This is a genomic window from Caulobacter sp. GW821-FHT09A05 (assembly GCF_059418465.1).
In genome coordinates this window covers 118650-142206 of the sequence record NZ_JBWKPX010000006.1, presented here as the reverse complement: position 1 = coordinate 142206, position 23557 = coordinate 118650, and the positions used below count along the sequence as shown (strand labels likewise).

The 23557-nt window shown below is 69.8% G+C and carries 22 protein-coding genes, 1 tRNA gene and 1 pseudogene; 13 read left to right on the top strand and 11 right to left on the bottom strand.

Going from position 1 to position 23557, the window contains the following annotated elements:
* Positions 1-95 precede the first annotated feature (95 nt).
* A complete protein-coding gene (locus tag AC07NX_RS08110; protein ID WP_494640690.1) occupies positions 96-1283 on the top strand; it encodes an acetyl-CoA C-acyltransferase in 1188 nt (395 codons plus the stop codon).
* Positions 1284-1623: 340 nt separating this feature from the next.
* Positions 1624-1764 (top strand): hypothetical protein, encoded by a 141-nt coding sequence (locus AC07NX_RS08105; protein ID WP_494640688.1) that lies wholly within the window; start codon positions 1624-1626, stop codon positions 1762-1764.
* 2 nt (positions 1765-1766) lie between these two features.
* Here the strand turns inward: AC07NX_RS08105 and AC07NX_RS08100 are convergent, their stop codons facing one another.
* Entirely contained in the window at positions 1767-2204 is a 438-nt protein-coding gene (locus tag AC07NX_RS08100; protein ID WP_494640686.1) for a hypothetical protein, read from the bottom strand.
* A gap of 46 nt (positions 2205-2250) precedes the next feature.
* On the opposite strand from AC07NX_RS08100, the gene AC07NX_RS08095 reads away from it, so the two are divergent.
* From AC07NX_RS08095 to AC07NX_RS08085, 3 genes are all read left to right on the top strand, one after another.
* A complete protein-coding gene (locus AC07NX_RS08095) occupies positions 2251-3399 on the top strand; it encodes a DNA cytosine methyltransferase (protein ID WP_494640684.1) in 1149 nt (382 codons plus the stop codon).
* A gap of 78 nt (positions 3400-3477) precedes the next feature.
* Entirely contained in the window at positions 3478-4464 is a 987-nt protein-coding gene (gene cysK / locus AC07NX_RS08090) for a cysteine synthase A (protein WP_494640682.1), read from the top strand.
* Positions 4465-4511: 47 nt separating this feature from the next.
* The gene (locus AC07NX_RS08085; RefSeq protein WP_494640680.1) at positions 4512-4970 is read left to right on the top strand and encodes a very short patch repair endonuclease; all 459 of its coding nucleotides are present in this window, start codon (positions 4512-4514) and stop codon (positions 4968-4970) included.
* An 85-nt stretch (positions 4971-5055) separates the two neighbouring features.
* Here the strand turns inward: AC07NX_RS08085 and AC07NX_RS08080 are convergent, their stop codons facing one another.
* The 3 genes from AC07NX_RS08080 to AC07NX_RS08070 form a co-directional block, all read right to left on the bottom strand.
* On the bottom strand, positions 5056-6702 hold the full coding sequence (locus tag AC07NX_RS08080; RefSeq protein WP_494640877.1) for an ATP-binding protein: 1647 nt from the start codon (positions 6700-6702) through the stop codon (positions 5056-5058).
* A gap of 276 nt (positions 6703-6978) precedes the next feature.
* On the bottom strand, positions 6979-7290 hold the full coding sequence (locus AC07NX_RS08075; protein ID WP_494640678.1) for a DUF167 family protein: 312 nt from the start codon (positions 7288-7290) through the stop codon (positions 6979-6981).
* Between the two features lie 4 nt (positions 7291-7294).
* On the bottom strand, positions 7295-7615 hold the full coding sequence (locus AC07NX_RS08070; protein ID WP_494640676.1) for a YggT family protein: 321 nt from the start codon (positions 7613-7615) through the stop codon (positions 7295-7297).
* Between the two features lie 123 nt (positions 7616-7738).
* Here AC07NX_RS08070 and AC07NX_RS08065 point away from each other — a divergent pair.
* A tRNA-Ala gene (locus tag AC07NX_RS08065) sits at positions 7739-7814 on the top strand.
* Between the two features lie 140 nt (positions 7815-7954).
* Positions 7955-10165, top strand: a complete 2211-nt coding sequence (locus tag AC07NX_RS08060; protein ID WP_494640674.1) for a penicillin acylase family protein — start codon at positions 7955-7957, stop codon at positions 10163-10165.
* A gap of 83 nt (positions 10166-10248) precedes the next feature.
* Here AC07NX_RS08060 and AC07NX_RS08055 read toward each other — a convergent pair whose 3' ends face one another.
* The 4 genes from AC07NX_RS08055 to AC07NX_RS08040 all read right to left on the bottom strand — a co-directional run bounded on the left by AC07NX_RS08055 (position 10249) and on the right by AC07NX_RS08040 (position 14480).
* A complete protein-coding gene (locus AC07NX_RS08055) occupies positions 10249-10578 on the bottom strand; it encodes a hypothetical protein (protein WP_494640672.1) in 330 nt (109 codons plus the stop codon).
* A gap of 181 nt (positions 10579-10759) precedes the next feature.
* Positions 10760-11989: an argininosuccinate synthase gene (locus AC07NX_RS08050; protein ID WP_494640670.1), complete on the bottom strand. Its 1230-nt coding sequence runs from the start codon at positions 11987-11989 to the stop codon at positions 10760-10762.
* 148 nt (positions 11990-12137) lie between these two features.
* Positions 12138-12500 (bottom strand): DUF1648 domain-containing protein, encoded by a 363-nt coding sequence (locus tag AC07NX_RS08045; protein WP_494640668.1) that lies wholly within the window; start codon positions 12498-12500, stop codon positions 12138-12140.
* Positions 12501-12503: 3 nt separating this feature from the next.
* Positions 12504-14480, bottom strand: coding sequence for a potassium transporter Kup (locus AC07NX_RS08040; protein WP_494640666.1), 1977 nt, complete (start codon positions 14478-14480; stop codon positions 12504-12506).
* Between the two features lie 171 nt (positions 14481-14651).
* Between AC07NX_RS08040 and AC07NX_RS08035 the strand changes: the two genes are divergently transcribed.
* The 3 genes from AC07NX_RS08035 (at position 14652) to AC07NX_RS08025 (ending at position 16840) form a co-directional block, all read left to right on the top strand.
* Positions 14652-15089: an Rrf2 family transcriptional regulator gene (locus AC07NX_RS08035; protein ID WP_494640664.1), complete on the top strand. Its 438-nt coding sequence runs from the start codon at positions 14652-14654 to the stop codon at positions 15087-15089.
* Positions 15090-15229: 140 nt separating this feature from the next.
* A complete protein-coding gene (locus AC07NX_RS08030) occupies positions 15230-15835 on the top strand; it encodes a flavodoxin family protein (RefSeq protein WP_494640662.1) in 606 nt (201 codons plus the stop codon).
* Positions 15836-16039: 204 nt separating this feature from the next.
* Positions 16040-16840, top strand: a complete 801-nt coding sequence (locus tag AC07NX_RS08025) for an SDR family NAD(P)-dependent oxidoreductase (RefSeq protein ID WP_494640660.1) — start codon at positions 16040-16042, stop codon at positions 16838-16840.
* On the opposite strand, the pseudogene AC07NX_RS08020 reads toward AC07NX_RS08025, so the two are convergent.
* Positions 16826-16954: pseudogene (locus AC07NX_RS08020) on the bottom strand (hypothetical protein); the annotation flags it as partial. The gene AC07NX_RS08025 and the pseudogene AC07NX_RS08020 sit on opposite strands and share 15 nt — an antisense overlap.
* Positions 16955-17650 carry a MarC family protein gene (locus AC07NX_RS08015; protein WP_035075648.1) on the bottom strand — a complete coding sequence of 232 codons (696 nt, stop codon included), beginning with the start codon at positions 17648-17650 and terminating at the stop codon, positions 16955-16957.
* A gap of 84 nt (positions 17651-17734) precedes the next feature.
* Here AC07NX_RS08015 and pyrF point away from each other — a divergent pair, with 84 nt between their 5' ends.
* Together pyrF and AC07NX_RS08005 are read left to right on the top strand one after the other, a co-directional pair.
* Positions 17735-18424, top strand: a complete 690-nt coding sequence (pyrF, locus tag AC07NX_RS08010; protein WP_494640658.1) for an orotidine-5'-phosphate decarboxylase — start codon at positions 17735-17737, stop codon at positions 18422-18424.
* A 406-nt stretch (positions 18425-18830) separates the two neighbouring features.
* Complete coding sequence (locus AC07NX_RS08005) at positions 18831-21947, top strand: GH12 family glycosyl hydrolase domain-containing protein (RefSeq protein WP_494640656.1); 3117 nt, start codon at positions 18831-18833, stop codon at positions 21945-21947.
* Between the two features lie 6 nt (positions 21948-21953).
* On the opposite strand, the gene AC07NX_RS08000 is transcribed toward AC07NX_RS08005, so the two are convergent.
* A complete protein-coding gene (locus tag AC07NX_RS08000) occupies positions 21954-22154 on the bottom strand; it encodes a DUF1674 domain-containing protein (protein WP_035075639.1) in 201 nt (66 codons plus the stop codon).
* Between the two features lie 69 nt (positions 22155-22223).
* Here AC07NX_RS08000 and AC07NX_RS07995 point away from each other — a divergent pair, with 69 nt between their 5' ends.
* On the top strand, positions 22224-23504 hold the full coding sequence (locus tag AC07NX_RS07995; protein WP_494640654.1) for an RsmB/NOP family class I SAM-dependent RNA methyltransferase: 1281 nt from the start codon (positions 22224-22226) through the stop codon (positions 23502-23504).
* The last annotated feature ends 53 nt before the right edge of the window (positions 23505-23557 follow it).

The following is a 23557-nucleotide window of genomic DNA, read 5'->3' as shown; positions in this document are numbered from 1 at the left end:
TCGACCCGCTTGACGTGCGCGTGACCTTTCGCGGACGGAAATCCCGGTCTAGGGTGGCCGCCAATTCAAACTAACGTTTAAAGGGGAGTGCGCCCATGCGCGAAGCGGTCATCGTCTCTTACGCCCGGACCGGCCTGGCCAAGTCCAACCGCGGCGGGTTCAACAACACCCACGGCGCGGCCATGGCCGGCCACGCCATCCAGCACGCGGTCAGCCGGGCGCGCCTGGAAGGCGCGGAAGTGGAAGATGTCGTCCTGGGCTGCGGCGGCCCCGAGGGCGCCACCGGCATGAACGTCGCCCGCAACGCCGCCATCTGGGCCGGCCTGCCGGTCACCACCTCGGGCCAGACCGTCAACCGCTTCTGCTCCTCGGGTCTGCAGGCCATCGCCACCGCCGCCAACTATGTCCGCAACGACGGCGCGCCGGTGGCCATCGGCGGCGGGGTGGAATCGATCTCCCTGGTCCAGGGCGGCGGCCACATGAACCGCTTCCACATCACCGAGGAAAAGCTGATGCGCGAGAAGCCGGCCCTGTGGATGGCGATGATCGACACCGCCGACATCGTGGCCAAGCGCTACAACATCAGCCGCGAATACCAGGACGAATACTCGCTGCGCAGCCAGCAGCGGATCGCCGCGGCCCAAGCCAGCGGCTTGTTCGACCAGGAAATCGTGCCGATGGCCACCAAGATGAAGGTGGTCAACAAGGAGACCAAGGAAGAAAGCCTGGTCGACTACGTGGTGACCAGGGACGAGTGCAATCGTCCGGAAACCACCCTGGAGGGCCTGGCCAAGCTGGAGCCGGTCATGGGCCCCGGCAACTTCGTCACCGCCGGCAACGCCAGCCAGCTGTCGGACGGCGCGGCCGCCGTGGTGGTGATGGAGGCCAAGGAAGCGGCCAAGCGCGGCCTGGAGCCGCTGGGCCTGTTCAAGGGCTTCGCCGTCGCCGGCTGCGAGCCCGACGAGATGGGCATCGGCCCGGTCTTCGCCGTGCCGCGCCTCCTGGAACGCCACGGCCTGAAGGTCGACGACATCGACCTGTGGGAGCTGAACGAGGCCTTCGCCAGCCAGTGCCTCTACAGCCGCGACCGCCTGGGCATCGATCCGGAGAAGTACAACGTCAACGGTGGCTCGATCGCCATCGGCCACCCGTTCGGCATGACCGGCGCCCGCTGCGCCGGCCACCTGCTGCTGGAAGGCAAGCGCCGCAAGGCCAAGCTGGGCGTCGTCACCATGTGCATCGGCGGCGGCATGGGCGCGGCAGGATTGTTTGAAATCTTCTGATTTCAAACAATCCGGAAGACGGCGCCCATCACTCAGGACGCCGAAATCGGCAAGCCGATTTCGGTGGGGCGCGGCAGGGCTGTTCGAGATCTTTTAAGGCGACAATCGCTGGGGACGGGCGCCCGCGCCTGTCCCCGTCTCGCCAACGACGCCACCGGGTTCGCGCCCGGTGGCGTTTTGCGTTCGGGGTCCCATATGAGGATCGGGCGACGGCCCGAAGAACGGCGATCGACGAATTTCGGGATTTGAGGCCAGGCCTCTCTTGAACGCCCGCAAACCGCAACCATCTTTGTTGCCGATCGGCCGTTTCGACCGAAATCGCCCGCCAGGACCCATCGCCATGGCCGCCCCTCTCAAGGCCCTCTTCGCCCTCGCCACCGTCGCCGCCGTCTCGATCGGCCTGCTGCTGCCCGTGCCCGGCGCCGTGCACCAGAACCTCGACGCGCGCGGCCAATACGAGCTGATGGACGTCGGCAACTAGGACTAAGGCTTCGGCTGGGCCTGAAGGTCCAGCGGCGTCGAGGCGCAGCCTGTGAGGGTCTGGCCGCCGATCGTCACCTCGGCGCGATAGCCGTACCGCCGGTCCGACATGCCGTCCGAGCACGGCTCGGCCCGCAGCTTGAACACCAGACCGCCCACGCCCCACACGCCGACGTCGCCCTCGACGCGGACGCCGGTATTGGCCGCGCTCACGTCCGGCTGGCCCGCCCGCGACAGGGTCAGGCCGTCGCCCTGGATCCGCCCGCCCCAGAACGGCTCGGTTCCGACCAGCTGGAAGTCGCCGGAGAAGTCCGGTCCCGGCGGGGCCGAGGCCGGCGCGTCGGCCGGCGCGCTCGACGCCCCCTCGGACGCCCCCATCGGCGACTCGCCGCAGGCCGACAGCAGCAGGATCGAACAAACGACGGCGGCGGAACGAAGCATGGCGGCGCTATCCTCGGATGGGCGGCTCACGCTAGACTCCCGGACGATGAATCGGAACGCCGCTCCCGGGCCTGTCTTCTACGAATTCTTCGCCGGCGGCGGGATGGCGCGCCTGGGCCTGGGCGAGGCCTGGACCTGCGCCTTCGCCAACGACTTCGACCCGGTCAAGGCCGCGACCTATCGCGACAACTTCGCCGACGCGGGTTCGACGAACGGCGAGGGCCATTTCCACCAGGGCGACGTCTGGAAGATCGCGCCGGCCGACCTGCCCGGGCGCGCCGACCTGGCCTGGGCCTCCAGCCCCTGCCAAGACTTCAGTCTGGCCGGCGCCCGGGCGGGGCTGCAGGGCGGACGATCCTCGGCCTTCTTCGGCTTCTGGAAGCTGATGGAGGCCCTGTCCGCCGAGGGCCGCGGGCCCGACACGGTGGTGGTCGAGAACGTGGTGGGCCTGCTGACCTCGCACGGCGGCGCCGATTTCACGGCCCTGTGCCGGGCCCTGGCCGACCAGGGCTATCGCTTCGGCGCCCTGGAGATCGACGCCGCCCGCTTCGTCCCGCAGTCGCGACCCCGGGTGTTCGTGATCGCCACCCGCCTGCCGGCCGAGGGGCTGGTCGGGCCCAGCCCGTTCCAGACCCGCGCCGTGCGCGAAGCCCACGCCCGCCTGCCCGCCGACCTGGCGGCCGCCTGGACCTGGTGGGGCCTGGCCGCCCCGCCGGCCCGCAACACCGACCTCAGCGCCCTGCTCGAGCCCGACGACCAGGTCGCCTGGCGCCCCGAGGCGGACACGGCCGCCCTGCTGGACCTGATGGCCCCCGCCCACCGCGCCGCCGTCGAGGCCCGGGTCCAGGCCGGCGAACGCGCGGTCGGCGCGGTCTTCCGGCGCATGCGCGGCGGACAGCAGCGGGCCGAGGTGCGGTTCGACGGCCTGGCCGGCTGCCTGCGCACCCCGCGCGGCGGCTCGTCCCGCCAGACCCTGCTGGTGATCGACCGGGGCCAGGTGCGCTCGCGCCTGCTCGCCCCCCGCGAGGGCGCCCGGCTGATGGGCCTGCCCGACGCCTACCGCCTGCCCCGCAGCGCCACCGCCGGCCTGCACGTGATCGGCGACGGCGTGGCCGCGCCGGTCGTGCGCTGGCTGGCCGAAGGGCTCCTGACTCCTCTGGCCTTCAGGAAAACTGCGCCGCTCGCCGCCGAATGAGCCGCTGACACGTCAAAACCCACGGCCTAAGGTGGGTTGAACCCCCGGCCGCCAAAGCCACACCAAGCGAGACTTCCCATGGACGACGCCTCCTCGATCTACGACGCCGCGCGGTTCAAGCGCGCCGGGCGCGGCAAGATCTTCGATTCGATCCTCGACACGGTCGGCGACACGCCGCTGGTCCGCCTGCCCAACCTGACCGCCGAGCTGAAGCCCAAGGGCACGGTCGTAGCCAAGCTGGAGTTCTTCAACCCGCTGGCCTCGGTCAAGGACCGCATCGGCGTGGCCATGGTCGAGTATCTGGAGGCCAAAGGGCTCTTGAAGCCGGGTGGCGTGATCGTCGAGCCGACCAGCGGCAACACCGGCATCGCCCTGGCCTTCGTGGCCGCCGCCAAGGGCTACAAGCTGACCCTGGTCATGCCCGAGAGCATGTCGATCGAGCGCCGCAAGATGCTGCTCCTGCTGGGCGCCAAGCTGGAACTGACCCCGGCCGAGAAGGGCATGCGCGGCGCCGTCGCCCGGGCCCAGGAGATCATCGAGGCCACGCCCGGCGCGGTGATGCCCCAGCAGTTCGAGAACACCGCCAACCCGCTGATCCACCGCGTCTCGACGGCGGAGGAGATCTGGAACGACACGGCCGGCGCGGTCGACGCCGTGGTCTCGGGCGTCGGCACCGGCGGCACCATCTCGGGCGTCGGCCAGGTGCTGAAGGCCCGCAAGCCGTCGCTGAAGATGATCGCCGTCGAGCCCGAGGCCTCGGCCGTGCTGTCGGGCGGCGCGCCGGGCCCGCACAAGATCCAGGGCATCGGGGCCGGCTTCGTGCCGGGCATCCTCGACCGCGGGGTGATCGACGAGATCATCCAGGTCAGCAACGACGACAGCTTCGCCATGGCCCGCAAGGCGGCCTCGACCGAGGGCCTGCCGGTCGGCATCAGCTCGGGCGCGGCCCTGACCGCCGCCTTCGACCTGGCCATGCGCGACGACTACGCCGGCAAGCTGGTGGTGGCGATCATCCCCAGCTTCGCCGAGCGCTACCTGTCGACGGCTCTGTTCGAAGGGCTCTGAGCTCCAAAACTCTTGATCCGACGCGGCGGCGGGGACGTTAGGATGTCATGAGCGACGTCTTCGACCCCGCCAAGCGCTCGGCCGTGATGGCCCGGGTCAAGAGCCGGGACACCAAGCCCGAGCTGCTGCTGCGCCGGCTGCTGACCGGGCTGGGCGCGCGCTATCGCCTGCACCGCAAGGACCTGCCCGGCTCCCCCGACGTGGCGATGCCAGGGCGGCGGCTGGCGATCTTCGTCCACGGCTGCTTCTGGCACGGCCATGACTGCGCGCGGGGGGCGCGGGTGCCCAAGGCCAACCGCGACTACTGGCTGGCCAAGGTGGCGCGCAACGTCGCCCGCGACGGGCGGAACCGCAGCGACCTGACCGCCGCCGGCTGGCGGGTGGAGACGGTGTGGGAATGCGAGATGAAGGACCAAGGGGCGTTGCGGGAGCGGCTGGCTGGGTTGCTCAGGGAAACCGCCCGCTTGCCCCCACCTGACCGCTCCGCGGTCTGTCCGCCCCCATAGGGGGCGGAGCGCAAGGCCCGAGGTTCTTCCCCCTCCGGGGGAAGACGATCGCGCAGCGATCCGTAGGGGGCAAGTGTCCCCGCGCCTAAGCCGCAACCCTCGACGCGCCGACGGCCAGGACCTCGCTCAGCGCCGCGTGCAGCTGGCTGGGGTCGATCGGCTTGGCGACGTGGGCGTTCATGCCGGCCGCGCGACAGGCCTCCCAGTCCTTGACGGTGGCCGAGGCGGTGACGGCGATCACCGGGAGACCCCGGTTGGGCCCCTCGACCGCGCGCAGCTGGCGCGTGGCGTCGCGGCCGTCCATGCCGGGCATGTAGACGTCCATCAGCATGACGTCGAACACCTCGGACTGCAGCAGCTCCAGGGCCCGCTCGCCGGACTCGGCCAAGGTGGGCTGGATGCCGAACGACTGCAGCACCAGCTCGATGGCCCGGCGGTTGACCACATGGTCGTCGACCACCAGCACCCGCGCGCCCTCGATGACGGCGCCGCCGGCCCGGGCGTCCGGCGCCTGGGCGGCCTCGAGCCGGACCTCGAGCCGGAAGCGCGAGCCCTTGCCGGGCTTGCTGGTCACCGTCAGGTCGCCGCCCATCAGCCGGGCCAGCTCGCGGCTGATCACCAGGCCCAGGCCCGAGCCGCCATGCTCGCGCGCCACATTGGCGGCCAGCTGGTCGAACGGCGTGAACAGCCGCGCCATCTGTTCTTCGGTCAGGCCCCGGCCGGTGTCGGCGACCACGGCCTCGAACACCAGGTGGTCGCCGGCCTCGCGCACGGCCAGCCGCATGGTGACCGCGCCCCGGCCGGTGAACTTGATGGCGTTGGACAGCAGGTTGTTGAGCACCTGGCGCAGCCGCAGGGAGTCGCCCGCCACCCAGCGCGGCAGATGGGCCGCGCCCTCGACCCGCAGGCGCAGGCCCTTCTTGTGGGCGTCGGGACGCCACAGGCGCAGGGTGTCGGCCATGGCCTGGCGCAGGTCGAACGGGGCCTGCTCGACCGCCATCCGCCCGGCGTCCAGGCGCGACAGGTCCAGCAGGTCGTTGAGCAGGGTGCGCATCATCGCCCCGGCGTCGCCGATCAGCTGGGCATGGGTCTTTGAGGCGGCGTCGGGCACGTCGCTGTGCAGCCGGGCGGCCCCGGCCAGGATGGCGCTGATCGGCGTGCGCAGCTCGTGGCTGATCATGGCCACGAAGGCCGACTTGGCGGCGACGGCCTCCTCGGCCTCGTGGCGGCGGCGCTCGGCCTCGTCCTTGGCCGCGGCCTCGGCGTGCAGGGCCCGCTCCAGGGTGCGGGCGGCCACGAACGCCGAGATGATCAGCAGCAGCACCCCGAACCACAGGGCGCTGGCCAGCGGCGAGCCCGGATTGGCCGACCGGGCGACGAACGGCGCGATCAGCAGATACGCCACGTGCGGGGCGGCCGCCGAGATCGTCGCCGACCTCAGGCTGGAATTGACGACGATGACGTTCAGAAGGGCCCCGGCCAGCAGCAGGCCGCCCAGGGTCGGGGCGAAGCGCATGCTCGAGGCGAACAGCGGCATCGACAGGAAGCCGAAGATGATCGAGGTGATCGCCGGCATGGCCGCCACGGCCAGCCGCAGCACGCGGCCGGGATGGGGCTGGCGCAGCATCTGGCGGATCAGGTCCAGCTCGACCAGTTGGGCCGCCGCATAGGTCCCGGCCCACAGCCAGGTCCAGCTGGCGTTCATGAAGACGTGCAGGATCAGGGCGATCATCACCGTGGCGACGACGCGCAGATGGAGATTGCCACGCCGCGCGAGCGCAGCCCTGACCTCCCCCGACCGATGCCGTTCGTCGCCCACTCGCCCCCCCGTGCCGCGCGGCCCCCGCCACGCGTCGTAGAGCCCATAGCATGAAACATCGTCGCTAAGAGGGGATGAAAAACCCCGGTTCGCTGGGCGCTTTTTGGCGGGGAGGGGGCCAAAATCCGCCGTCATCGGCGTTTTGCGGCATTTTCTGGCTGCGAACGACGGTCAAGCCGGGATTCGCGGTCAAGACTTGTCCGGACGTGTCAGGCGCGCGCCTTCGGGCGGGCGTCCCAGCGCGCGTTCCAGCGACAACGGGTCGCAATCGGCGATGTCGATCAGCTTCAGCCGCGCCCCGGCGCCCGAGGCCAGGGTCACCGACGACCGGGGCGCGCCCAGGGTCTTGGCCAGGAAGGCGATCAGGGCCGCATTGGCCGCGCCCTCGACCGGCGGGGCGGCGACCCGCACCTTCAGATAGGGCCGCCCGTCGCCGTCGACCGCCCAGCCGTCGATCGCCTCGCGCCCGCCGCGCGGGGTGAGGCGAACCGCCAGGCGCACGGCCCTAGTAGCCCCCGGACAGGTTGATCAGCGTGTCACGCAGGGCCGGCAGGAGATAGCTCTGCACGCCCGTGATGATCAGCAGCACGATGATCGGGCTGATGTCGACGCCGCCGAGCGGCGGGATGATCCGCTGGAACGGCCGCAGGATCGGGCTGGTCACCCGATCCAGGAAGGTGCTGATCTGGTAGACCGCCCGGTTGCGCAGGTTGATGATGTCGAACGCCACCAGCCAGCTCAGGACAGCCGAGATGATGATCGCCCACCACAACAGGCTGAGCAGTCCGGAGATGATGAAGAAGACGAAGTGAATGATGGCGGCCATGGGGTTCCCGTCCGAGTCCACCGCTTCTTGCCGCGCCTTGGCCGCCCTGGCAAGCAAAGCCGCCGATAGTGCGGTTTGCGGCCTTGACGCATCGCCCGCCCCGCCGTATTCCCCCGCTTCCTTGGGGCCGTAGCTCAGATGGTAGAGCGCCTCGTTCGCAATGAGGAGGTCAGGGGTTCGATTCCCCTCGGCTCCACCAAGGACCTTTCCGACAGCCGCTGATCGCCCGTCCGCCCGGTTTTCACGCGGGGCGCGTCCGATGGCGTTCGACGCCTGCGCAGGTCTGGACAAGGCCGGGGTGGCGCCCGACGGTCCGGTCGTGGATCGGGAGGGCGCGTCTTGCGGATCGGAAACCTGCTTTTGCTGTCGGCCGCCTGCGCGGCGCTCTGCGCGCCCGCCCTGGCCGCCGCGCCCGCCGCCGACCTGGCCCGCCAGCGGGCGACGGCGGCTCGGGTCCAGATCACGCGCGACGACTGGGGGATCGCCCACGTCCATGGCAAGAGCGACGCCGACGCGGTGTTCGGCATGGTCTACGCCCAGGCCGAGGACGACTTCAACCGGGTGGAGGCCAACTACCTGACGGCCCTGGGGCGCACGGCGGAAGCCGAGGGCGAGAAGGCCATCTGGCAGGACCTGCGGATGAGGCTGTTCGTCGATCCGGCCGACCTCCAGGCCCGATACGCCAAGAGCCCCGCCTGGCTGAAGGCCCTGATGGACGCCTGGGCCGACGGGCTGAACTTCTACCTGGCCACCCATCCTGGCGTGAAGCCGAAGGTCATCACCCGGTTCGAGCCGTGGATGGCGCTCAGCTTCACCGAGGGCAGCATCGGCGGCGACGTCGAGCGGATCTCGCTGGGCGAGCTGGAGGCCTTCTACGGCAAGCCGCAAATGCAGGCCTCCGCCGAGGTCCGGGCGCGGGAGTTCGCCCAAGCCGTGGCGTTCCGCGAACCCACCGGCTCCAACGGCTTCGCCATCGCCCCGTCCAACACCAAGGACGGCAACGCCCTGCTGCTGATCAACCCGCACACCTCGTTCTTCTTCCGCTCCGAGCTGCAGATGACCAGCGACGCGGGGCTGAACGCCTATGGGGCGGCGACCTGGGGGCAGTTCTTCATCTACCAGGGCTTCAACGCCCATGCCGGCTGGATGCACACCTCCAGCACAGTGGACGTGGTCGATGAGTTCGCCGAAACCATCGTCCGCAAGGACGGCAAGCTGTTCTACCGGTACGGGGCCGAGGCGCGGCCGGTGACGACGTCGATCGTCGAGGTCCACTACAGGGCCGCCGACGGCTCCCTGGCCCGCAGGACCTTCACCACCTACCGCACCCACCACGGTCCGATCGTCCGGGCGGCGGACGGCAAGTGGATCGCCTTCGCGATGATGTACAGGCCGGTGGAGGCGCTGGAGCAGTCGTTCCTGCGCACCAAGGCGACCGACTACGACAGCTTCCTGAAGGTGGCCGAGCTGAAGGCCAATTCCTCGAACAACACCCTGTTCGCCGACGACAAGGGCGAGGTGGCCTATCTGCATCCGCAGTTCATCCCGCGCCGCGACGACTGGTTCGACTACACCAAGCCGGTCGACGGCTCGGACCCGGCCACCGACTGGAAGGGGCTACACGCCCTGTCCGAGGCGCCGCACCTGAAGAACCCGCCGAACGGCTGGCTGATGAACACCAACAACTGGCCCTATTCGGCGGCCGGTCCCTACAGCCCCCGGCAGGCCGACTTCCCACGCTACATGGACAGCGTCGGCGAGACGCCGCGCGGGGTCCACGCCACCCGCGTGCTGAGCGTCCGCAAGGACTTCACCCTGCCGACCCTGATCGAAGCGGCCTACGATCCCTACCTGACCGCGTTCGCCGACCTGATCCCGACGCTCTCGAAAGCCTATGACGCCACGCCCGACGGCGACCCGGCCAAGGCGAGGCTGGGCGCCCAGATGGCGGCGCTGAAGGCCTGGGACCTGAAGTGGTCGGAGACCTCGACCGAGACCTCGCTGGCGGTGTTCTGGGGCGAGGCCCTGTGGGCCAGATCGGCTGGTGAGGCCAAGAAGCAGGGCGTATCGGTCTACAAGTACATGGCCGAGACCACGACGCCGGCCCAGAAGCTGTCGGCCCTGGCCGAGGCGTCGGACCGGCTCGCCGCCGACTTCGGCGACTGGCGCACGCCCTGGGGCCGGATCAACCGCTTCCAGCGCAACGACGGCGCCATCGTCCAGACCTTCGACGACCGGAAACCCTCGATCCCCGTGCCCTTCACCTCGGGTCAGTGGGGTTCGCTGGCCTCGTTCGGGGCCAAGCGTTATCCGGGGACGAAGCAGTTCTACGGGACCAGCGGCAACAGCTTCGTGGCCGCGGTCGAGTTTGGGCCGAGGGTGAAGGCCCTGGCGCTGTCGGCCGGCGGCGAGAGCGGCGATCCGGCGTCGAGGCACTTCGCCGACCAGGCCCCGCTCTACGCCAAGGGCGACCTGCGGCCAGTCTATTTCTATCCCGACCAGCTGGCGGGCCATGTCGAGCGGACCTATCGGCCGGGCGAGGCCAGGTGACCCGCGGCTCGAGCCCGCCGCGGTCACCGCCCATGTTCGGTTCAGGGGAGGGCGTTTCAGGTCGCGCCCATCGGCGGCGGACGTCAGGCTCCAGTCGCGTCCACGACGATGGCGACCGTCTTGCCGCGGGACAGGGGCTCCCACCCCGCCGCGATGGCCGAGGTGATGGCGTTGGCCACCAGCCCGGGCGAGATCTGCGAGGGCTTCAGCAGCGGCGCGCCGTACCGGGGGTGCGGGCCGGGCGGAAACTCCACCACCGCTTCGCGCTGACCCTCCGCGTGGCGCACGGCGATGGCCATGCCATGCAGCACCGGGGCGTCGCTGGACCAGCCGGGCTGGCGGTGGAGCCGCCAGACGTACGGCTCGCCATCGACCTCGATCTCGAATTCAGGGCTCTGCTTGGTTCGCGCCATGTCAGGGTGTTAGCCCGGCGAGCGTATCCAAGCCAGCCCTTGCGCTCGCCCTTCGGCCGTCGCCGCCGGCGCCATCGCACCGAAAGTCGGCGTTTCTTGCCGCTCCTTGCGGCGCGGACATCACGCGCCAACAAAAAAGCCCCGCCGTCGCCGGCGGGGCTTTGTCGTTCAGGAGACCCTCCTAGACGTCGCGCCGGTCGCGCTTGGCCAGGACGCGCAGGCGCAGGGCGTTGAGCTTGATGAAGCCGCCGGCGTCGCGGTGGTCGTAGGCCACCTTGCCTTCCTCGAAGGTGACCAGGTCCTGGTCGTAGAGGCTGTAGGGGCTGGTGCGGCCGATGACGGCGACATTGCCCTTGTAGAGCTTCACCCGCACCTGGCCGGTGACCTTGGCCTGGCTGTAGTCGATGGCGGCCTGCAGCATCTCGCGCTCGGGGGCGAACCAGAAGCCGTTGTAGACCAGCGATGCGTATTTCGGCATCAGCTCGTCCTTCAGGTGCATGGCGCCGCGGTCGAGCGTGATCGACTCGATGCCGCGGTGGGCGGCCAGCAGGATCGTGCCGCCGGGGGTCTCGTAGACGCCGCGCGACTTCATGCCGACGAAGCGGTTCTCGACCAAGTCCAGGCGGCCGATGCCGTTGTCGCGGCCCAGCTCGTTCAGCTTGGTCAGCAGGGTGGCCGGGCTCATCGCCACGCCGTCGATGGCGACGGGGTCGCCCTTCTCGAAGTCGATGGTGATGACCGTCGGCTTGTCGGGGGCGTCCTCCGGCGCGATCGTGCGCATGTGGACGAACTCGGGGGCCTCGACCGCCGGGTCCTCCAGGACCTTCCCTTCCGACGAGCTGTGCAGCAGATTGGCGTCGACGCTGAACGGCGCCTCGCCGCGCTTGTCCTTGGCGATCTGGATCTGGTGCTTCTCGGCGAAGTCCAGCAGGGCCTCGCGGGACTTGAAGTCCCATTCGCGCCACGGGGCGATCACGTGGATGTCGGGCTCCAGGCCGTAATAGCCCAGCTCGAAGCGGACCTGGTCGTTGCCCTTGCCGGTCGCGCCGTGGCTGACCGCGTCGGCGCCGGTCTTGCGGGCGATCTCGATCTGCTTCTTGGCGATCAGCGGGCGGGCGATCGAGGTGCCCAGCAGGTACTGGCCTTCATAGACCGTGTTGGCCCGGAACATCGGGAACACGAAGTCACGCACGAACTCCTCGCGCACGTCCTCGATGAAGATGTTCTCCGGCTTGACGCCGGCGGCCAGGGCCTTGGCGCGGGCCGGCTCGATCTCCTCGCCCTGGCCCAGGTCGGCGGTGAAGGTGACGACCTCCGCGCCGTATTCGGTCTGCAGCCACTTGAGGATGATCGAGGTGTCGAGGCCGCCCGAATAGGCGAGCACGACCTTCTTCACGGGCTTGGCGGCCATGAGGGGGTCCTTCCGAGGAAACACAAAGTCGCAGCGTGTTTCCCCTTCGGAGAAACACAAGGTCGCGGCGCGTTTAGCGCGGTTTCGCGACGATTGAAACGTGGGTGTTGGCCAAGCTGGGACGGATCGCCCCAAATCGCATCCCGGCCTAAGAGTCGCCGTCGTCGTGCAGGGTCTCCATGACCTTGCGCAGATGCGCCAGCTGGCTCATCGCCAAGGCCGCCGCCAGGATCGCGCGCACGCACAGAACCACCACCGCGCCGACGCCCTCGACCGTGAAGGTCAGCTGGGTCAGGGTGAACGACAGCAGGATGACGGTCGCCAGGACCGGAACGGCCAGCAGGCCGACGGCCTTGGACACCCGCCAGGTCGGCCTGCCATCCAGGCCCCACTGCATCGGGATCCGCTTTCCGTCCGGGATCCGCTTCCAGGCGGACTGCGCCGTGGAGGCGATGATCGCCAGGGCGGCGATCGATAACCCGTCGCCAAGGATGCGAAGCGCCGCTTCCATGGCCTAGACCGTCACCTGGGCCCCCAGCTCGACGACGCGGCCGGGCGGGATCTTGAAGAAGTCGGTCGGGTTGGTGGCGTTCTTCATCAGGAAGATGAAGATCCGGTCCTGCCACAGCGGCATGCCGCTGTTGGCCGACGGCACGATCGAGCGGCGGCCCAGGAAGAAGCTGGTGGCCATGATGTCGAACTTCAGCCCCTGCTGCTTGCGCAGCAGCGCCAGGGCCTTGGGCACGTTGGGGCTTTCCATGAAGCCGTAGAAGATCTCGACCTTCTTGAAGTCGGCGTTGATCACCTCGACGCGGATGCGGTCCTCTTCGGCCACCCGGGGCGTGTCGGCCGTGCGGACGGTCAGGATCACGTTGCGCTCGTGCAGCACCTTGTTGTGCTTGAGATTGTGCATCAGGGCGACCGGGGTCATGTCCGGGTCGGAGGTCAGGAAGATCGCCGTGCCGGGGGCGCGGTGCGGGGCGCGGGCCCGCAGGATCTCCATCAGGTCGACCAGGGGCACGCTGTCGCGGCGGGTCTTCTCGGTCAGGATCTGGCTGCCGCGCACCCAGGTAGCCATGATCGTGAACAGCACCGCGCCGATCAGGACCGGCAGCCAACCGCCGGTGAAGAAGCGTAGGGCGTTGGCCGACAGGAAGGTCAGGTCCAGCGCCATGAACGGGATCAGGAAGGCCAGGGCGGCCGGCGCCTTCCAGTTCCACAGCTTGCGCATGACGATGTAGGCCATGCAGGTGGTGACCACCATGGTGCCGGTCACCGCCAGGCCGTAGGCGTGGGCCAGGGCCGAGGAGGTCTGGAAGGTGAACATGATGGCCAGCACCCCGACCAGCAGCATGGTGTTGAGCTGCGGCACGAAGATCTGACCCGACTGGGTCTCGGAGGTGCGCTTGATGTCCTGGCGCGGCATCAGACCAAGCTGGATGGCCTGCTGGGTCAGGGAAAAGGCGCCGGTGATCACCGCCTGGCTGGCGATCACGGTGGCCGCGCCGGCCAGGAACACCAGCGGCAAGCGCAGGAACTCTGGCGCCATCTCGAAGAACCAGTTGAGCTCCGGCATCGGGCGGCCGGCGGCCTCCGCGGCGGCCAGGGTCTCCAGGGCGAAGGCGCCCTGGCCCAGATAGTTGACCGCCAGGCAGGGCAGCACGAAGAACAGCCAGGCGGCCTGGATCGGCCAGCGTCCGAAATGCCCCATGTCGGCCGACAGCGCCTCGGCGCCGGTCACCGTCAGGAACACCGCGCCCAGGACGATAAAGCCGGCCATGCCGTGGTTCAGCAGGAAGGACGCCGCGTAGTAGGGGTTGATCGCCGCCAGGATGCCGGGCGCGCCGGCCAGGTGATAGGCGCCCAGCGCGAACATCACCACGAACCAGACCGCGCAGACCGGACCGAACAATCTGCCGACCGTGGCCGTGCCCCGGGCCTGGATGAAGAACAATCCCAGCAGCATGATCGTGGCGATCAGCAGAACGACCTGGGTGTTCACGTGGGTCTCGAACGCCGGAATGGTCCGCAGGCCTTCCACCGCCGAAAGCAGCGAGATCGCCGGGGTGATCACCGCGTCGCCGTAGAACAGCGCCGCCCCCGCGACCCCCAGGACGAAGACCAGGGTGGTGCGCTTGCCGATCGCGTGCTGGGCCAGGGCCATCAGCGACAGCACCCCGCCCTCGCCCTTGTTGTCGGCGCGCATGATGAACAGCACGTACTTGATCGTGACGATCAGGATCAGCGCCCACAGGGCCAGCGACACCACGCCCAGGATCTCGGCGCGGGTCACCCCGTCACGCGCGGCGGTGTGCAGCGCTTCCTTGAAGGCGTAGAGCGGACTGGTGCCGATATCGCCGAACACCACGCCGACCGAACCGATGGCGAGCGCCAGGAAGCCATGCCCCTTGGGGTCATGGCCGGCCTGCGTTGGGACGTCACACGAGGCGGCGCTGTTGGGAGCGGGCGCGCCAGAGGCTTCGGAAGCCATTCAATCCCTCCGGGGTCGCCCTCGCAAAACGCGGCGCGGAGCCCCATATCGATCAAGCCGGGCGCGATACACCCAATCCCGTTCCGGTTCAATCGCGACCTGACGCCAGACCGCGGCGATAGTTTTTGGTTGAACGCACGAACGACGCCCTTAGGGTCCTGCCATAGAAAAATGTCCGACAGTCAGAAATTCCCCGTCGCCGCGCACGCCCTGGCCTATCTGGCGCACAAGAGCGCCTTTTCGGCCGACCGCGCCGTGGCCAGCGCGGAGCTGGCCGCCTCGGTCCCGACCAACCCGGTCGTGGTGCGCCGCGTGACGGCCATGCTGGGCAAGGCGGGGCTGATCGGCGCCCGCGCCGGCGCCAACGGCGGCGCCTGGCTGCTGAAGGCGCCCGAGGCGATCACCCTGGACGTCGTCCTGCGGGCCGTGAACGGCTGCGCCCACCTGGGCGTCGCCCCCAAGGGCGTCAAGGGCTGCCCGGTCGGCGAGAAGATCCCCGACGCCGTGCGCGGGGCGATGATCGCCGCCGACACCGCCGTCGCCGACCGCCTGTCGCAGATCTCTGTGGCCGACCTGCTGAACAGCGCCTCGGTCGAGGCGGCCGCCTGAGGGCCCATCGCCGCTAAACCGGCTTGCAGAATAACTGCATCAACCACAGTTGCCGATCCCCTGGAAAACCGCGTGGTCGATCATACGTAATCGACACGGTTTCAGTTGCGAAGCCGCTAACCTTTTCAGGGCTCACGACAATGACCAAGGTCGCCATCGTTTATCACTCGGGCTACGGCCACACCGCCGTCCTGGCCGACAAGATCGCCGAGGGCGTCCGCGACGCCGGCCAGACCCCGCTCCTGCTGAAGATCGACAGCGCCGCCCAGGACTTCGCGCCGATCATCGAGGAGATCACCGCGGCCGACGCGGTGGTGTTCGGCGCCCCCACCTACATGGGCGACGTCTCGGGCGTGTTCAAAGTGTTCGCCGACGCCACCGCCGGGGTGTTCTTCACCGGCGCCTGGAAGGACAAGCTGGCCGCGGGCTTCACCAATTCGCACAGCTTCGCGGGCGACAAGGGCCACGCCCTGGAAAGCCTGACCATCCTGGCGGCCCAGCACGGCATGAACTGGGTGAACCTGGGCCTGGCCCCTCCCGGAGTCACGGCCGCCGAGCGCGGCCCCGACACGATCAACCGGGTCGGCTCGTTCATCGGCCTGGCCGCCCAGTCGGACAACGCCTCGCCCGAGATCACCCCGCCGGCCGGCGACCGCGAGACCGCCCGCCTGCTGGGCGTCCGCGTCGCCGAGGCCGCGGTCCGCTGGACGCGCGGCGCCCAGCCGGCGCTCAGCGAAGCCGCCTGACGAGGTCCGCCCGTCCTTCCTGATCCCCCCAGCCCGAAGGACGGGCCCCGCGGCGCTCCGGCGCCGCCGAGGGGGCGCTTGAGCCCGAGCGCCCCCTCCCCCTCTTCTGGCCCTGTGACGGGGCGTCGCCGCGCATGTGCTTGAACCAAACCAGCGGTCGTGCTTCGTCTCGGTGACGTTACAGTTGCCCCGGACACACGCCGCATGGCCCGCCGCCTCGCCCTGATCACCGGCGCTTCCGCCGGCATCGGAGCCGCCTTCGCCCGCATCTACGCCAGCCACGGCTATGACGTGGCCCTGACCGCGCGCAGGCTCGACCGGCTGGAGGCCCTGGCCGCCGAGATCCGCCTGAGGTTTGGCGTCGAGGCCTATCCGATCGCCGCCGACCTGGTCCAGCCCGACGCCGTCGACCGGGTGCTGGCCGCCGTCGAGGCCGAGGGCCGGGTGGTCGACGTCCTGGTCAACAACGCCGGCTACGGCCTGCCCGGCGCCTACGCCCAGACCACCTGGACCGACCAGGCCGCCTTCCTGCAGGTGCTGCTGGTCTCGGTCTGCGGCCTGACGCACAAGGTGCTGCCGGGCATGGTCGAGCGGGGCTTCGGCCGGATCGTCAACGTCGCCTCGCTGGCCGGCCTGGCCCCCGGCGCGGCGGGCCATACCCTCTATGCGGCCACCAAGAGCTTCCTGGTGAAGTTCTCCCAGAGCCTGCACCTGGAGACGCAGGGCGCCGGCGTCCACGTTTCGGCCCTCTGCCCGGGCTTCACCTATTCGGAATTCCACGACGTCAACGGCACCCGCGCACAGGTCAGCCAGAGCCTGCCCGCCTGGCTGTGGCTCGGCGCCGACGAGGTGGCAGCGGCCGGCTACGAGGCGGCCGAGGCCAATCGCGCGATCTGCGTGCCGGGCGCGCCGAACAAGGCCATCGCGGTGCTGGCCAAGCTGGTCCCCGACGACTGGGCCCTGGCCCTGATGGCCAGCCAGGGCTCGCGGTTCCGGAAGGTTTGATCGCGGTGCGTCCTTCGAGGCCCGCTCTGCGGGCGCCTCAGGATGAGGAGCGTTATCGCCGAACGCCTCATCCTGAGGTGCGAGGCGTAGCCGAGCCTCGAAGGACGCACGGCGTCAACGATGCTCGGCGTACGGCGCCTTGGCGTCGGCCCGGATCAGCCCTCGCGTGGCGTCGCCCACCCCGATCAGCACGAACTGCACCGCCAGGGCGCAGAGGATCAGGCCCAGCACCCGCACCACGATGCTCATGCCGATCCGCCCCAGCACCCGGCTGATGATCGGCGAGGCCCAGAAGGTGGCGACCAGCACCACCGCCACGGCCGCGATCACCCCGCAGCCGATCGCCATGCCCGCCAGGCCGAAGCCCTTGGCCTCGCTGGCGTAGATGATCACCGTCGAGATCGCGCCCGGCCCGATCAGCAGCGGCATGGCGAACGGCACGATCAGCCGCTCGAACCGCTGCTTGGCGTAGACCCGCGCGGACTGGCCCTCGACGCCCTCGGCCGCGTCGGCGAACATGGTGGTGAAGTCGTCGCGCACCATGTCCAGGCCCAGGATGAACAGGATGATGCCGCCGGCGATGCGGAAGGCCGGCATCGAGATGCCGAAGAATTCCAGCAGCGACACGCCGGTGAAGTAGAAGAAGATCAGGAAGGCGGCGACGAACAGGCCGATATAGACCGCCACCATCCGCCGGCCGGCGGCGGCCGCGCCCAGGGTGGCGGCGGCGAACAGCGGCACGTTGCCGATCGGGTCGATCAGGGCGAACAGGGCGACGAAGAAGTTGACGGCGAGCTCAGCCTGGCTCATTCGGGGTGCTTAGCCTTCAATTCGCGCGGATCCGCATCCTTCTTAGGGTGATGCGAGCCCGCGCGCCAACCCGGGGACGTCTCCATGACCGCCGATCCGCGCCTGATCCTGCCGCTCGACCTGCCCAGCGTCGCCGAGGCCCGCGCCATGGTCGAGACGCTGGGCGACGCGGTGTCGTTCTACAAGATCGGGCTGGAGCTGCTAGCCACCGACGGCATGGCCCTGGCGCGTGAGCTGAAGGGCGAGGGCAAGTCGATCTTCCTGGACTGGAAGCTGCACGACATCGGCGCGACCGTCGAACGCTCGGCCCGGGTGCTGGCCGGGGCCGGCTGCGACCTGTTGACCGTCCACGCCGAGCCGCAGGTGATGCAGGCGGCCGTCAAGGCCAAGGGCGGCTCGGACCTGAAGATCCTGGCCGTCACCGTGCTGACCAGCCTGAACGACGCCGACCTGATCGAGATGGGCTATGCGTTCAGCGCCCGCGACCTGGTCGCCCGGCGCATCCGCCAGGCGGTGGACTGCGGCGTGGACGGCATCGTCTCGTCCCCCCACGAGGCCGCCCTGGCCCGCGAGATCGCCGGGCCCGACTTCCTGGTGGTGACGCCAGGCGTGCGCCCCTTCTGGGCGGCCAAGAACGACCAGGCCCGCGCCGCCACCCCCGCCGACGCCCTGAAGGCCGGCGCCAGCCACCTGGTCTGCGGCCGTCCGATCACGGCGGCGAACGACCCGCGCGAGGCGGCGCTGAAGGTGGCGGCCGAGATGGCCGGGGTCTGAGGCCGCGCTGGCCGCACGATCGCCCCTCCCGAACGGCGCGACATAACGGCGCGCCGCCGTCGCCCGGGCAAGTCGTCAGAGAGCTCGTCGGCCTCGACCGGCGGCGACTTATCACGCCCGAACGCAGCGCCTCTTTGATCGCTGGGCTGTGCTTTTGGTCTTCGCCCATCTCGAGCGCGGCGAAGCAACTGCTTATGCCGTCCAGTATTTGCAATTTCCTCAGTATATCTGAAGAACCATCGCATATACTCGAATTACACCTTGCCTATGGGCGAAATCTGGCCCAACTTACGGCAAGGTTGCAGACTTAACGCTCTGTTATACTATCATAACCGCAGATTAAGCACGAAGTTCTACTTATCGTTCAGCGTGAAGCGCTTAGACCCTCCCTTGTCGGAGGGGTACGATGCCAAAATATATCACCGCCAAGGGGCTCGAGCTGTTGCTCTCGGGCTCGCCCAGCAACTGGGTGGCCAACAGCACGGCCAAGGAAACCCAGCTCGGGTCGAGCAAGAACGACGTGTTCCATGGCTCGGGCGGCGACACCCTGGTCGGCGGGAAGGGCGACGACACCTACTATCTGTGGGACAACACCTCGGTCGTGGTCGAGAAGGCCGGCGAAGGGATCGACACCGTCGACGCCCGGTTCTGGGGGGCGGTGACGCTGGCGGCCAATGTCGAGAACCTGTTGCTGAACTCCGCGGGATCAACCGCCGGGACCGGCAACGCCCTGAACAACATCATCGTGGCGGGAACCGTCGGCGCGACGCTGAACGGCCTGGCCGGCGACGACGTCCTGGTCGGCGGCGCGAAGGGCGACCTGTTCAAGGTCGCGGCCGGCAACGGCTCCGACGCCATCCTGAACTTCAAGCCCGGCAGCGACGTCATCCAGCTGAACGGCTACGGCGTCACCAGCTTCGCCCAGCTCCAGACCCTGGCCACCCAGAGCGGCGCCGACGTCAAGCTCGGCTTCGCCAACGGCGAGAGCCTGGTGATCCGCGACACCGCGCTCTCCAACCTGACCGCCTACGACTTCGGCCTGAAGGCCGACCCCGCCGCCATTCCGGCCGGCTACTCCCAGCTGGTCGGACCCGGCAAGGCCTGGACCGCCCACGGCTGGTACGTGCTCAACAACGTCTGGAACCCCGGGACGCTCATCTATAACCAGGACTATGTGATCGACAGCGCCTACAGCGCCTCGGACATGACGGCCAAGACCACCTTCAACTGGTCGTTCCCGGTGGTCACCGAACCCTATCCGACCATCCGCGCCTATCCCGAGGTGATCTTCGGTCCGGCTCCGATGAGCGGCGGCCACAAGGCCAGCGACATCACCACCGTCCTGCCCGCCCAGGTCAGCAGCCTGACGGCCCTGACCGCCGACTACGACGTCAGCTACAAGGGCAACACCGGCGGCTTCAACGTCTCGTTCGACATCTGGCTGACCGACACCCCCAACGGCGGCGCCGACACCGTCACCACCGAAGTCATGGTCTGGGTGCACAAGGGCGATTTCGATCCCGTGGGCGAAGTGGTCGGCGCCTATTCCAACGGCTCGGTGACCGGCAAGATCTACGCCAGCAAGGCCGGTGACTGGACCTACACCGCCGTCGTCCTCGACCAGGACATGCCGAAGGGCCAGATCGACATCGCCGGGATCCTGACGACGCTCAAAGGCCTGAATCTCGTCTCCCCGAACGACTACGTCGCCTCCGTGGAACTGGGCTCCGAAGTCGTGTCCGGCGCCGGCTCGCTGACCATTAACAATCTGGACCTCGACGTTCGGACCCGGAACCCCGACGGCTCGACCAAGGTCATGCACGTCGAAGGCTCGGGCGTGACCACCACGACGATCCTGGCCAGCACCGGCTCGGTCGCCATACCGGAGAAGGCCGCGCCCGACCTGTCCGGCGACGACACCTTCACCTACGACAGAACGGCCGTCGCCGTCACGGGCGGAGCTGGCCACGACACCCTGGTCCTGAAGGCCGGCGCGACGGTCAATCTGGGCGACGCGGTCAACCAGGTCGCCGGCGGCGGCGCCGTGGTCACCGGTTTCGAGGACGTCGACGCCTCGACCGCCAGTGGCGCTGTCGTCCTGAACGGGTCGGGCGCCGACAACAGGCTGACCGGCGGAGCCTTCGCCGACACCCTGATGGGCGGAGCGGGCTCGGACGTCCTCAAGGGCGGGCTTGGCGCCGACGTCCTCGACGGGGGCGCGGGCGTCGACCAGGTTCGCGGCGAGGCGGGCGACGATCGCATCGTCTACGACGCCGCCGACACCGTCATCGACGGCGGGGCCGGTCGCGACACCCTGGTCCTGAACACCGCCGCCACCGTGAACTTGGGTAACTTCTCGACCAGCCAGATCAGCGGCGGCTCGGCCTATGTCTCCGGCTTCGAGGACATCGACGCCTCCGGCGCCGGCGGCGCCGTCATCCTGGACGGCTCGCAGTTCAACAACAAGCTGGCCGGCGGGGCCTTCGCCGACACCCTGAGGGGCGGGGCCGGCTTCGATGTGCTCAATGGCGGGGCCGGCGCCGATGTTCTCGACGGCGGCGCGGACGCCGACCAGCAACGTGGCGAGGCCGGCGACGACCGCGTCGTCTACGACGCCGCCGACACCGTCATCGACGGCGGGGCCGGTCGCGACACCCTGGTCCTCAAGACGGCCGCCACCGTGAACCTAGGTAACTTCTCGACCAGCCAGGTCAGCGGCGGCTCGGCCTACGTCTCCGGTTTCGAGGATGTCGACGCCACGGGGGCCGTGGCCGGGGTCACCGTCACCGGCTCCCTGGCCAACAACAGCCTGACGGGCGGAAGCGGCGCCGACACCTTGATGGGCGGCGGCGGCTCCGACGCCCTCAAGGGCGGGCTTGGCAACGACGTCCTCGACGGCGGCGCGGGCGTCGACCAGGTGCGCGGCGAGGCGGGCGACGACCGCATCGTCTATGACGCCGCCGACACCGTCGTCGACGGCGGGGCCGGTCGCGACACCCTGGTGCTCAACACCGCCGCCACCGTGAACCTGGGCAACTTCTCGACCAACCAGGTCAGCGGCGGCTCGGCCTATGTGGCGAGCTTCGAGGACGTCGACGCCTCCGGCGCCACGGCCGGGGTCCGGTTGAACGGTTCGGCGTTCAACAACACCCTGACCGGCGGAAGCGGCGCCGACACCCTGGCCGGCGGAGCGGGCTTCGACGTCCTGAAGGGAGGCGCGGGCGGGGACCTGTTCGTGTTCGGCGCCTTCAATGCGGGCGACATCGACAAGATCATCGACTTCTCGCACGCCCAGGGCGATCGCATCGACCTGTCGGCCATCGACGCGGTGGCCGGCGGCGTCGACGACCCGTTCGCCTTCATCGGCCAGAGCGCCTTCCACCATGTGGCCGGCGAGGTCCGCTACGGCGCCACCGCCGGAGGCCTGATGGTCCAGGCCGACGTCAACGGCGATGGTTACGCGGACTTCTCGATCCTGCTGGCCAACACGACGTCGCTGGTCCACGGCGATTTCATTCTGTAGCCAGCCCTAGAAATCGACCGCCACGCCCTTGCGCTCCCAGTCGCCGAACCGCGTCGGCTCAGGGCCGTCGCGGCCGCCTTCCTCGGTCGGAAGGGCGGCGGCGTGTTCGGCCGCGCGGCGGGCGGCGGCCTCTTCCAGGGCGCGGCGGGCGGCGGGGGCGAGCGGCTTGTCGGGCGCCGCGCCAGGCGGCAGGTCGGTCTCGGACATGACCGCCTTCCTAGCATCGTCGACGCCAAAAAGCTTGCGCTCGTCGTCGCCTCGGGGCACGGCGGGCGGGTGACTCAGGAACTCAACGACGGCCTCCCCGCACGGGAAGGCGCCCTCGCCCTCATCGACGCGGCCCTGTCGCGGCGCGGCGGCCTCGACGAAGCCGCCTCGGCCAACGCCTTCCGCTTTCTCGAACCGCGGGAGCGGGCCTTCGCGCGCGCCCTGGCCATGGCCGCCCTGCGCCATCTGGGCCCCATCGACCGCGCCCTGGCCGGCAAGCTGGCCAAGGAGCCGCCGCCACGCGTGCGCAACCTGCTGCGCCTGGGCGCGACCCAGGCCTTCTTCCTGGACGTCCCGGCCTTCGCGGCGGTGGCCACCAGCGTCGAGCTGGCCGGCGCCAACAAGGCCAGCCGGCCGTTCAAGGGCCTGGTCAACGCCGTGCTGCGCGGCCTGCTGCGCGATGGCGCCCCCTCGGCCGAGCCGGAACAGCTGGCGCCGCCCTGGCTCTACGCCCGCTGGGCCGGCGCCTGGGGCAAGGACACCGCCGACGCGATCGCGGCCCAGATCGGCTTCGAGCCGGCCACCGATCTGTCGCTGAAACCCGGCGCCGACGCGGCCGCCCTGGCCGCCGAGCTGGAGGGCGAGATCCTGCCCGGCGGCACGCTGCGCACGGCGCGCCGGGGCGACGTCTCGGCCTGGCCCGCCTTCGACGACGGGATCTGGTGGGTGCAGGACGCGGCCGCGGCCATCCCCGCCCGCCTGCTGGACGTCCGGCCCGGCCAGACCGCCCTGGACCTGTGCGCGGCGCCCGGCGGCAAGACCCTGCAGCTGGCCGCCGCGGGCGCGGCCACCGTCGCCGTAGACCGCTCGCCCGCCCGCCTGCAGCGCGTCACCGAGAACCTGGCCCGCCTGAACCTGGCCGCCGAGGTGGTCGCCGCCGACGCCGGGGCCTGGGACGACGCGCGGACCTTCGACGCCGTACTGCTGGACGCCCCGTGCTCGGCCACCGGCACCTTCCGCCGCCACCCGGACGTGCTGTGGGCGGCCCGTCCGGGCGACGTGGCCAGCCTGGCCGCCGTCCAGGGCCGCCTGCTGGACAGCGCCGCCGGTCGCCTCAAGCCTGGCGGCCGCCTTGTGTATTGCGTGTGCTCCCTCGAGCCGGAAGAGGGCGAGGCCCAGGTCGAGGCCTTCCTGGCCCGCCGCCCGGACATGGCCCTGGACCCGATCGTCCCGGAGGAAGGCGGCGCTCCCGCCGCCAGCCTGACGCCGCGCGGCACGTTGCGGATCCTGCCCCACCACCGTGAAGGCGGGCTGGACGGCTTCTTCGCGGCGCGGTTCGTGAAGCGCTGACGACGCCGCGGGCTGGTCCGGGAGGCAAGTTTTTGATGCAATCCCCCGACCGG